The 11,393-nt window shown below is 57.6% G+C and carries 11 protein-coding genes; all 11 read right to left on the bottom strand.

The window, feature by feature from the left end; genetic code table 11:
- Positions 1 to 112: 112 nt before the first annotated feature.
- Entirely contained in the window at positions 113 to 1,612 is a 1,500-nt protein-coding gene (gene malQ, locus JQM66_RS12075) for a 4-alpha-glucanotransferase (protein ID WP_235230120.1), read from the bottom strand.
- Positions 1,613 to 1,624: 12 nt separating this feature from the next.
- Positions 1,625 to 2,470, bottom strand: coding sequence for a carbohydrate ABC transporter permease (locus JQM66_RS12070; RefSeq protein WP_235230119.1), 846 nt, complete (start codon positions 2,468 to 2,470; stop codon positions 1,625 to 1,627).
- Positions 2,470 to 3,336, bottom strand: a complete 867-nt coding sequence (locus tag JQM66_RS12065) for a carbohydrate ABC transporter permease (RefSeq protein ID WP_235230122.1) — start codon at positions 3,334 to 3,336, stop codon at positions 2,470 to 2,472. Before JQM66_RS12065 ends, JQM66_RS12070 begins: the two co-directional genes overlap by 1 nt.
- A gap of 211 nt (positions 3,337 to 3,547) precedes the next feature.
- A complete protein-coding gene (locus JQM66_RS12060) occupies positions 3,548 to 4,876 on the bottom strand; it encodes an ABC transporter substrate-binding protein (protein ID WP_235230118.1) in 1,329 nt (442 codons plus the stop codon).
- 68 nt (positions 4,877 to 4,944) lie between these two features.
- Positions 4,945 to 5,955, bottom strand: coding sequence for a LacI family DNA-binding transcriptional regulator (locus JQM66_RS12055; RefSeq protein ID WP_235230117.1), 1,011 nt, complete (start codon positions 5,953 to 5,955; stop codon positions 4,945 to 4,947).
- A 271-nt stretch (positions 5,956 to 6,226) separates the two neighbouring features.
- Positions 6,227 to 7,591 (bottom strand): phosphoglucosamine mutase, encoded by a 1,365-nt coding sequence (glmM, locus tag JQM66_RS12050; protein WP_235230116.1) that lies wholly within the window; start codon positions 7,589 to 7,591, stop codon positions 6,227 to 6,229.
- Positions 7,592 to 7,782: 191 nt separating this feature from the next.
- Complete coding sequence (locus JQM66_RS12045) at positions 7,783 to 8,121, bottom strand: PadR family transcriptional regulator (RefSeq protein WP_235230115.1); 339 nt, start codon at positions 8,119 to 8,121, stop codon at positions 7,783 to 7,785.
- Entirely contained in the window at positions 8,118 to 8,765 is a 648-nt protein-coding gene (locus JQM66_RS12040; protein WP_235230114.1) for a hypothetical protein, read from the bottom strand. Before JQM66_RS12040 ends, JQM66_RS12045 begins: the two co-directional genes overlap by 4 nt.
- Positions 8,762 to 9,583, bottom strand: a complete 822-nt coding sequence (locus tag JQM66_RS12035) for a permease prefix domain 1-containing protein (RefSeq protein ID WP_235230113.1) — start codon at positions 9,581 to 9,583, stop codon at positions 8,762 to 8,764. Before JQM66_RS12035 ends, JQM66_RS12040 begins: the two co-directional genes overlap by 4 nt.
- An 82-nt stretch (positions 9,584 to 9,665) precedes the next feature.
- Positions 9,666 to 10,286, bottom strand: a complete 621-nt coding sequence (locus tag JQM66_RS12030) for a VanW family protein (RefSeq protein ID WP_328284143.1) — start codon at positions 10,284 to 10,286, stop codon at positions 9,666 to 9,668.
- 206 nt (positions 10,287 to 10,492) lie between these two features.
- The gene (locus JQM66_RS12025) at positions 10,493 to 11,221 is read right to left on the bottom strand and encodes a hypothetical protein (RefSeq protein WP_235230112.1); all 729 of its coding nucleotides are present in this window, start codon (positions 11,219 to 11,221) and stop codon (positions 10,493 to 10,495) included.
- Positions 11,222 to 11,393: the final 172 nt, after the last annotated feature.

Raw genomic sequence — 11,393 nt, 5'->3', positions numbered from 1 at the left:
ACCGCCAGGACGCCCTCGGCCGTCACCTGCAGGTTGGTCTTCTTCTCGGGCTCACCCTTCTTCTTTTTCTTGGACTCACTGTGGGGGTAAATTTTCTTAATATGTTTCAGGGTCACGCTTGCCATGCGCGCTCACTCCTTCCATAAATTCGGGCAGTCTCTGCGATCTTCTCGGTCAGGGTCTGATCGATCTGCCCCTGCTTCATGCGCCACTGCCAGTTTCCGCCCAGAATACCGGGCGTGTTCATGCGGGACTTGGCGCCCAGTCCCAGGTAGTCCTGCATCTGGACCACAAACAGGTCGGCCACGGAGCTCATACCGCCCCGGATCATGCCCCAGTTGAAGCCCTCTTCTTCATTCAGGCCCAGATACTGCACCGCCAGGGCGATGTCCGCTGGGGCAGCCTCCTCCCTCCACGCCATGATAGGGGCGTTATCGTGGGTCCCGGCGTAGCACACGCAGTTGGGCGAATAGGTGTGGGGCAGATAGTTGCTGGGCTCCCGGGAGTCAAAAGCAAACTCCAGGATCTTCATACCGGGCAGGCCGGAATCCTTCAGCAGCTGGTGGACCTCCGGGGTCAGGTACCCCAGATCCTCCGCGATAAAGCTCAGATTTGGGAACCGGGCCGTCAACACGTTCATCAGGTCCATGCCGGGGCCCTTGACCCAGCGACCAATCTTGGCGGTGGTCTCTCCGTAGGGTACCGCCCAGTAGCTTTCCAGTCCCCGGAAGTGGTCGATCCGCAGTACGTCGTACAGATGGGAGGCACCCTCGATACGACGGACCCACCAGGCGTAGCCGTCCTGCTTCATGGCGTCCCAGTCGTAGAGGGGATTACCCCACAGCTGGCCATCCTCGCTGAAATAATCTGGCGGCACGCCGGAGACCTCCACCGGCACGTTCCTCTCGTCCAGCTGGAAGCTCTCCGGGTCCGCCCAGACGTCGGCGGAGTCCATAGCCACGTAAATGGGCAGGTCCCCGATGATGCCGATGCCCTTTTCGTGGGCGTAATCCCGCAGGGCATTCCACTGCTGGAAGAACAGATACTGGATGTAGGTGAACAGACGGATATCCTCCGCCAGTTCCCTCCGGTACCGCTCCACAGCCTCCGGGCGGCGCAGGCGGATATCCTCATTCTCCCATTCCGTCCAGGATTTCATGCCGAAGCGGCGCTTCAGTGCCATAAACAGTGCATAGTCCGGCAGCCATCCGGCGTTTTCTTCTGTAAAGGCTTTTACCTGTCCAGCATCCCGTTTCCAACCTCTTTCGGTTGCTTTCTCCAAAAGCCAGAAGCGGTTTTTATAAATCTTCCCGTAATCCACCGTCTCTGGATCCGTTCCCCAATCCACGGACTCCAGCTCCGCTTTTGTCAGCAGGCCGTCGGCCCGGAGGGTCTCCAGATCCACGAAGTAGGGGTTGCCGGCGTAGGCGGAAAAGCTCTGATAGGGGGAATCCCCGTAGCTGGTGGGCCCCACCGGCAGCATCTGCCACCAGGACTGGCGGGCCTCATGGAGAAAGTCCACAAACTCGTAGGCTTCCTTTCCCAGGGTCCCGATGCCATAGGGTGACGGCAGTGCGGAGACCGGCAGTAAAATGCCGCAGCTTCTCTTCATAGGCACACCGCCTCAGCCCTTGACGGCGCCGGCAGCCACACCCTTGATGATATGCTTCTGGCAGAACAGATACAGGACGATGATGGGGATAATGCTCATCATAATGACAGCCATGGTGGCGCCCAGGTCCACGGTGCCGTAGCTGCCCTTCAGGTACTGCACCAGGATGGGGATGGTCATGTACTTGGTGCGGTCCAGCACCAGGTAGGGCAGCAGGTAGTCGTTCCAGACCCACATGGTCTCCAGGATGCCCACGGAGATCAGGGTGGGCTTCAGCATGGGCAGCACCACCAGGAAGAAGGTGCGGATGGGGCCGCAGCCGTCGATGGCGGCCGCCTCCTCGATCTCCAGGGGCAAACTCTTCACGAAACCGGAGAACATGAAGATGGCCAGACCCGCGCCAAATCCCAGATAGACGATGGGAATGGTGAAGGGGGTGTTCAGCTTCAGGTTGTCAGCGGTGAAGGTCAGGGTGAACATAACCATCTGGAAGGGCACAATCATGGAGAACAGGCACAGGTAATAGAAAATCTTGGCAAAGCGGCTGTTCACACGGTTGATGTACCAGGCGGTCATAGAGCAGCACAGCAGGATCAGGGCCACGGAGGCCACGGTGATCAGCAGGCTGAAACCCGCCGCCTTCAGGAAGGGATAGTTGCCGAAGGTCATGCCCTTGATATAGTTGGCCCAGCCCACGAAGGACTCGCTGCTGGGCAGGGCAAAGGCCTCGGTGTTGACAAAGGTATTGCCCTTGAAGGAGTTGATCAGCACCTCAAAGATGGGGATCATCCAGAAGATGCACAGCACCACAAAGACGCAGGTCACGACTTTGCTGGCGGTGGAAGAACGTTCTTTCATTACTGCTGTACCTCCTTGCTGCGGGTAGCGGCCTGCTGGGCAATGGCCAGAACGGCCACCAGAATGAAGAAGACCACTGCCTTGGCCTGGGCCACGCCATGCCAGTTCTTGTTGATGTTGTAAGTAGAGAAGATGTTCAGGGCCAACAGTTCGGTCATCTTGACCTTGCCGCCCGCGATCATCATCTCGGGGGCGCCGCCGGTCAATGCCATGTTCTGGTCGAACAGCTTGAAGGAGTTGGTCAGGGTCAGGAAGGTGCAGATGGTGATGGATGGCATCACGTTGGGGATGGTCACATGGATCAGCGTCTGCCAGCGGTTGGCGCCGTCAATGCGGGCGGCCTCCATCATATCCTCTGGCACCGCCTGGAGACCGGCGATGTAAATGATCATCATGTAGCCGATCTGCTGCCAGGCCACCAGGATCACCAGACCCCAGAAGCCATAGGTGGCATTGGAGGTCAGGTAGGTGTTATAGCGCCGCAGGATGGCGTCGAAGATCAGCTGCCACACGTAGCCCAGCACCACGCCGCCGATCAGGTTGGGCATGAAGAACACCGTGCGGAACAGGTTGGAGCCCTTGATCTTCTGTGTCAGGGCATAGGCAAACGTAAACGCCAGGACGTTGATGATGATAATGGACACAATGGCAAAGGCCGCCGTGTTCTTGAAGGCATTGATAAAACCGGGGTCCTTGAAACCCTTCACATAGTTCTGAATGCCCACCCAGGTGGCGTCCCTGGGGGTGTTGAAGTTGCAGAAGGACAGATAGATGCCCTGCAGGAAGGGCCAGATGAAGCCGATGATAAAGCACAGGAATGTGGGCAGGATAAACAGCGGAAAACAGCGTTGGATGGGCCGCCGCAGCAAATCGCCATTTGTCGCTGCGCTGCTGGATCGTTTGCTCAAAGCTTCTCCCTCTCTTTCTGATCAATTTGAGGACACTGCCTCCCCGCCTGCGCGGGGCGAAAGCTCCATATGGACAGGGCCTTCGCCTCGCACAGGATGGGAATAAAAAAGGAGGGGCGGGCGTCAGCCCGCCCCTCTCTTTCAGGATACGAGATTACTTGTGAGACGATCAGCCGTTCTGCACGCCGTACTCGTAAGCCCAGCCGTCCACGAACGCGGTCTTGACAGCGTCCCAGTTGGCGTCGGACTGATCGGCGGAATAAGCGGCCAGAGCGGAGACCACGGTGGCTCTCCAGCTGTCCACGTTGGGGGTATGGTTGAAGGCCCAGGTGACCGTGTACTTGCCGTCAGCCATGTAGGCGTTGGCGTCATTGAAGAACACGTTCTCAGATGCCTTGGCGTTCTTGAAGGGGATGGGGCCAAACTGCTCGGCCATCATCTTGGTGCCCTCGTCGGAGGTCACGACCCAATAAATGAAGTCCAAAGTGGCCTGGATGTCTGCCTCAGAAGACTTGGCGTTGACAGCCCAGCAGTTCTCAGTGCCGCAGCACAGGCCGGCATTCTCCTCGCCGTCAGCACCGCAGTAAATGGGGATCATAGCCAGATCCTCGGCCTTCAGGCCGGCCTCGATCAAGCCAGCGTACTCCCAGGTACCGTTCTGATAGAACACAGCCTTGCCTTCCTTGAACTCGCCGCTGGACATGTCGCCGGTGGCGGTGGTCAGGGAGGATTTGGAAGCGGAAGCGTTGTCGATGTACAGATCCCAGATGTTGCGGAAGTTATCCAGATAAGCGCCGGTGATGGTGGCGGGCTGCTCGGTCACGCCGTCGTCACGGAACTCATAGTACAGGGGCATGTTGGCCAGGTGGCCGGAGAAACGCCAGGAGGAGGAGCCGTCCAGACCGGAGGAGGAGAAGGCGTCGAAGCCCAGCTCGCCGCTGCGGGCATGGATATCCTCAGCCACGGCCTTCAGGGTCTCGAAGTTGGTGATGTCGCTCAGCTCATAGCCGGCGGTCTTCAGCAGAGCCTTGTTGACGATGATGCCGAAGGCCTCATAGCAGTAGCCGATGGCCTTGACAGCGCCGTCCTCCACCAGGTTGAAGTCACCGGTGGTCATCTCGTCCAGCACCTTGGTACCGCTCAGGTCCATGCAGTAATCGCCCCAGTCCAGCAGAGCCTGGGCATTGCCGCACTGGAACAGGGTGGGAGCCTCGCTCTTGCCCATCTCGGCGGTCAGGGTGGTGTTGTACTCGCCGGAAGCGGCGGTAACGACCTTGACCTCAACACCGGTCTGAGCGGTGTAGGTCTTGGCCAGCTCCTGCCAGGCCTGGTCAGCCTCGGGCTTGAAGTTCAGGTAATAGACCTTGCCGGTAGCGGCGGGGGTCTCCGTTGCGGGAGCATTGGTGTCAGCGGGCTTTTCTTCCTTCTTCCCGCCGCCGCAGGCAGCCAGGGACAGGACCATAGCCAGCGTCAGCAGGAGTGCGAACAGCTTTTTCATGGTGGTACTTCCTTTCATTCCTTATAAATATTTATTTTCACATCCATGGATGTAAAAATCACAGGTTATCAGAGCTTGCAGACACTTCCGCCCGGTCGGACTTCCGTATTCAGAAGCAGGTGGCGGTTCCCCGCCCGTCCTTCAATCATATCCACCAGGATGCGGACAGAGCGTTCCCCCATCTCCTCCTGAGGCTGGACCAACGTAGTCAGCGTCGGCACCACATAAGCGGACATGTCGATGCCATCGATGCCCACCACGGAGCAGTCCTCCGGCACCCGCTTCCCGCAGTCGTGGACCGCCCGCATGGCCGCCACGGCCATGGAGTCCGAGATCACGAATACCGCTGTGAGATCCTTCCGCCGCGCCAGCAGCCGCCGCATTCCCTCGTAGGCCTCGGCCATACCAAAGGAACCCGTTTCCTCTACCAGGGAAGCCTCCGGCTGGATGCCGCCCTCCTCCAGTGCCTGCCGGTAACCCATATACCGCAGCTCGCTGATGGAGCGGTCACTGGTGGAGCCCAGCAAAGCGCCGATCTTCCGGTGTCCCTGTTCCAGCAGCAGCCGTACAGCCCGGTAAGCCGTCTCCCGGTCATCGATGGTCACAGAGGAATAGGTATCTTCCGGCAGCTGTCCAAAGCTGTTGGTGAAGCTGCAGCACACAAAGGGCACATCCAACAGCGCCACATTGTCCGCAGTATAGTCGCAGCAGCCTCCCAGCAGGATCAGGCCCCGCAGGCGCTTGGACCGGGCCAGCTCCGCCGCCTCCCGCAGTTCGTCCTCCCCGGAGCGAATCTGATGGAGGACCATGGTGTAGCCCGCTTCGCCGATGGCACGCTCGATAGCCCGGATGACACCGGTGAAGAAGGGGTTCCCCACGCCGCGGACCACCAGGCCGATGGCGTCAGACGCGGGTTTGACCAAATCCCGGGCGCTGTTGTTGGGCACGTAATGGGTCTCCCGCACCACCGCCATCACCTTTTCCCGGTTGGCGGCGCTGACGTCGGGGTGGTCGTTGAGGACCCGGGACACCGTGCTGACGGACACGCCGCAGCGCTCCGCAATATCCTTGATCGTCACAGTGTCACCGTCCTCTCTTGTTTTGCTAAAACGTTACCGGGAACGTTTCCAGTCCTTACATTTATATAATATAGTCGATACTTTGCTTCCTTGTCAACGAGGTTTTGTGCTTTTTGTAGACTGGCACAAAGAATTTCATTTCTCATGTTCAACTCCCACAAAGGCCAATCCAGGTAATCGTTTACCTAATCCTTTACCTAAAAAAGCACCGGGAAGGCTCACAGGCCCTCCCGGCATTTTCGATCACTTTATGACAGTTTTTTCTTCTCTATCAGGCACCGTGTCCCTGGGCGCGGATAACCTCCACCACCCGCTCCGCCAGTTCACGGCAGCGGTCCTCGCTCTCGGCCTCCACCATGACGCGGACCAGGGGCTCCGTACCGGACTCCCGCACCAGGATGCGCCCGGTGTCACCCAGCTCGTCGGCCACGGCCTGCACCGCCGCCTGGACAGCAGGATCCTCCTGGGCCGTCTTCTTATCCTTTACCCGGACATTGATCAGCACCTGGGGATAGACGGTCATGCCTTCCGTCAGCCGGCTCAGGGACATCTTCTTGGCCAGCATGACCTCCATGACCTTCAGCGCGGTCAGAATGCCGTCGCCGGTCCGGGCATACTTGGAGAAGATGATGTGGCCGGACTGCTCACCGCCGATGCGGTGGCCGTTCTGTACCATGTTCTCGTAGACGTACTTGTCGCCCACTTTGGTCTTCTCGTAGTCAATACCAGCCTCGTCCAGTGCCTTGTACAGGCCGAAGTTGCTCATGACCGTGGTGACCACCGTGTTGTTCACCAGCTTATCCCGCTCCTTCATGTAGCAGGCATAGACATACATGATCTGGTCGCCGTCTACCAGCTCACCGTTTTCATCCACGGCCAGGCAGCGGTCGGCGTCGCCGTCAAAGGCAAAGCCCACATCCATCCCGTTTTCCTTTACATACTTCTTCAGCCCCTCAATGTGGGTGGAGCCGCAGTCAGTGTTGATGTTCAAACCGTCGGGGTGGTCGTTGATAATGGAAACTTCGGCGCCCAGGGCCTTGAACACGCTGGGTGCAATGGACCAAGCGCTGCCGTTGGCGCAGTCCAGGGCCACCTTCTTGCCCTTAAAGGAGTACATGGCCAGGGAGATCAGATAGCCGATATAGCGGTTCCGTCCGGCGCTGTGGTCCACGATGGCGCCCACGCCGTCCCCGGTAGCCAAGGGCAGCTCCTTCCACTTCTGGCCGTCCAGCTCCAGTTTGCCGTCCAGATAGTCCTCCACCAGGGAAATGGTTGCCTCGTCCATCTTCTCCCCTTCCCGGTTCATCAGCTTGATGCCGTTGTCATAGAAGGGATTATGGCTGGCAGAGATCATCACGCCGCAGTCAAAGCCGTCGGTCCTGGTCACGTAGGACACAGAGGGCGTGGTGGTCACGTGCAGCAGATACACCTCTGCTCCGGAGGCCGCCATACCGGCGCTGATGGCGTACTCCAGCATGTAGCTGGACCGCCGGGTATCCTTGCCCACCACAATGCGGGCCCGCTCGTTCCGGCCGTAGTACCAGCCCAAGAAGCGGCCGATTTCATAGGCGTGCTGTGCCGTCAGGCCCTCGCCGGCCTTGCCGCGAAAGCCGTCGGTTCCAAAATACTTACCCATATGTATTGTCACTCCATTAGTCGTTCAGATTCAATCCGGCGCTCATTCCGCGCCGTATTTTTTATCATACGCCATATCCCGAAAATTGTCCAGACCTATCCGCCTCTTTGCCCTCTTTCCCCCTCTTTGGCCAGGAACAGACCTGCTCCGTCGCCTTCCAGCACCAATTCTCAAAGCGTTTTCCCATGACATCAAGCAAGAGACGCGCCGCAGATGACGGCATTGACCTTCTCCGTAAACACGTTCCACTCCTCTTTCTTCTCCTCCAGGGCTTTCAGGCCCTTGCGGGTGATGCGGTAGTACTTCCGCACCCGGCCCGTCTCCGCCTCCTTCTCCCGGACCGTCACCAGCCGGTCCGTCTCCAGGGCGTGGAGGATGGGGTACAGGGTCCCCTCCTTCAGTTCAAAGGTGTGGTCTGACCGGCGGGCCAGCTCCGTGATCATCTGGTATCCGTACATCTCCTCCCGGGCCAGCAGGGACAGCACCAGCAGGGTCGTGCTGCCCGTCATCAGACTTTTTTCAATTTTCATACGACGCTCCCTTCCGCAGTATTTCTGCCGATATTCAGTCTTTCATAGACCGTCTCTTCCAAAACTGCCCCGTTTTCGTCGTAAAACCGGAGAACAGCGGGAGATGTCCGCAGCAAATAATCTGCCTGGATCTCCGTTTCATCCGGTGATACAAAGGTGAAGCAATACGGATCTTCTTTCTTCAATTCCAGCGTCCGTTGGACCTGCCCGCCGTCCATCATGCAGACCGTCATATCCAGTTCCGCCGCTGCCGCTTCCTCCAGGAAGCCGACCACCTGCCCAGTGAACTGCACCACATAGCCGTCTCCTTCTTTCCTGATACAGTTGAAATCCAGTGCATACCGAACCTCCGGATCGTAGAGCATTACGCTTCCCATTTGGTATCCCAGGAAGGTCTTTTTGTAGTCCACGGTCATCAAACGCCCCTCGTTTTCCAGGAAAAAGGAGTCGACCCTTGTCAAATTGTTCGGACGTGATGTGAGATACACTGACGGCGTCTCCAGCAAATACTGGTGCCCCGCCCTGCGAAACAGGCCCTCCCGGCTCAGGGCCGGAAATTCCAGAAGCCAGGATATCACAAACATGCAAATGCCGATCACCAGTAAATTGCGGATGATCTTTCCCTTGCGGTTCAGCCGCATCATTCCACCGCCTCCCATTCCACACGCAGCGCAAAGCCCTCGCCGCTGTCACAGATCAAGTCCAGATACTCCGGCCACTGGTCGATCCCATCCACAGAAACGATGTATTCCTCATAAAACGGTGTTCTGGCGCTCTGCCCCAAGCTCATACGCACCAGCCCATCCCAGTTTTCCTTGTACTCCGTATAGGAAAGGTCCCATTTGGTCCGGACGGCCAGATAGCGGTCTCCATGGCTGTCCACAGCGTTCATGGTGCGCAGCGCCGGGTCAGGGGCGTCATCCCAGAAGCGGTTATCCCGCACCGCCAATACAATGGTCGCGTTATAGTAGCTATTGTCCAGCGTATCCTTCCACAGAGCCGCGTAGGGAATAGAAAAGGTGTATCCGCACACCTCCGTGCTGCTCCCCTTTGTCATGGCCACTCGGGTGAAATACGGGTTGTCCGAGTCCGACAGATACCCGTCCGCTTCATAATCTGTCTCCTTCTCTGGCCATTCCAGATCCTGGACGATGGTGATGTAGTTGGAACCGCCATAGAGGAGCACCGCGATCAGGGACAAAACTGCCAGCGCCTTGCTCACCAGCCACAGCCATCCCAGCCAGGGCTGATGCACCCGGTCCATGGCCTTGCCGATCTCCACCGGGTCTCCCATGTCACCCAAAGCACGCTGGTCCGCCAGCTCATGCTCGTAGCCCAGCCGCTCCAGGTCCTTCACATGGTCCTCATAGTGGGCTGTCAGCTCTTCAGCCACAGCCGCCCGGTCAGGTCGGAAACGTATCTGCTCTACCACATCATCCCGCCATTTGTAAAATTCCCGCAAATCTATCACCCTCAGGAAAAGCAATACCTCGGCTATCTATGTTTATAATACATAGATGACCGAGGTTTGTCAAGGAATGGGCTTATTGTTTTTCCGGCAGCAGCGGACTGTACATCATGATGGCATCATTGGTGAATAGGAATTGCTCCTCCAGCAGCCTGTCCTCCAGGTCATAGACCTTCCGGTAAAGCGCATTATGGCGGATATAGCCGCCCCAGGACGCCTGGTCGATTCGCACCTCCCGCTCCACGATCTCATAGCGCCGCTCCGGCGGCCGCACCGCCCGCCACGCCCCTTCCAGATGAGTCTCCCCCACCCGCAGGCACAGCTGGAAATCCTGGTCCGTGTCGTTGCGGATCATCAGGTCCCGGTGGGGATAGGCGCAGGTAGCACCGCTGCCGAAGGGCTGGGTGCGGTTGGAATCCGGAAAGACATCGTGGGAATGGCGGTAGCGCTCCACCACCGTCAGCGGCGTGTGGAGGGTCATCCAGAAAATCAGGTTGGAAAGCTGGCAAAGTCCCCCGCCAATGTCGCCGCCGATTTGACCAAGGAACAGCACCATGCCCTCCTTATAACCCTTTCGCTTGCTTGGCTTTCCGATCAGTCGCCAATAGCTGAAAGTCTCACCCGGATGCAACACCAGCCCATCCAGCCGGGCCACGGCTAGCTTCAGGTTCGTCACCTTGTTCCGCTGCCATTCCATTTGGTCGCCACGAAGCTGACGGATCAGAGGTGTTGCGTGGGCAAACTGTACGCAGGGCAGCCATTCTTTTATGCGCTCTTTTGCCCAGTTAAACCTTGGAGAACACCAGAGCAAATACCGCTTTCCCGTGTAATAAGCTTTGCCCAGATGCAGCCGCAGCCAACTGCGGTGGATAGGCGGGCGGAGATGTTTGTCATGAGGGTCCATCACGTCCCTGCCTCCTCATATCGTTCCACGGTCAGTTGGCCGTCCAAAACGAACATTTCCATTTCCTCATCCCAAGTCATGTGGCCGCTCGCGCCGCCAAAATACTGCTGGATTCCGGCATCCGGCAGCATCACAACGGCATATGCCGCCAAACCGCCGCTTTCATCCACATCGATCTCTAATCCGCAGACAGACACTTCCGCAATCCGAGAAAAGGCTGTTTTGACATCTTCCGAAAAGTCCTTCCAGGCAAGCTGTCTCAGTGTCACGCCGTCAAAGATCATACAGTGATTCGGGTGAAAGCCTGTCCCGCTCCAATGCTCTGTATAAATAAACTCCGGAGTGCCGTCTCCTGTCAGGTCTGTCCAGTGGATGCCGGTAGAGCCGCCTGCCGGCATAAAAGCAGCGGTAAAGGTGGTCGTCTCTCCTCCGATGGATAATTCCGCCTCTCCGGTTTCGTCCATCAGCAGACGCACATCTGCATCCTGCCGCGTGAATTGATAAGAAAGGCGTCCTCCCCGCTCTGTCTCCGAAACAGTGAAACCGTCAAAATAGTCATACTCGTTATAGTGCTCCAGCATCTCATAAAGCGGTAAATGCCGCTCGGATAAATCAGTAGAAATCTCCTCCGCTTCTTTTTCTTTCTCCTCCAATTCTGTTGCTTCTCCCTGACTGCATCCTGCCAAAAGGAGAAGCAGACATAAAAATAAAAATCCCCATTTCTTCATTTTGTGTACTCCTTCGATCGATCGCGCAGTCAGTCCATATTTGAAATTTTATCAAAGGATTTCCCTCAAATCATTACAAAAGGAAAACAAATACAAAAGAAAAAAGCGACAGTCTTTCGACTGTCGCTTAGTGTTGGCGTTACCTATCTTCCCGGGCCGTCGCCAGCCAAGT

It is taken from the genome of Oscillibacter valericigenes, assembly GCF_021531915.1.
GTDB lineage: Bacteria > Bacillota > Clostridia > Oscillospirales > Oscillospiraceae > Oscillibacter > Oscillibacter valericigenes_A.
The sequence above is the reverse complement of the archived record's forward strand: the minus strand, read 5'-3'. Positions and strand labels throughout refer to the sequence as shown.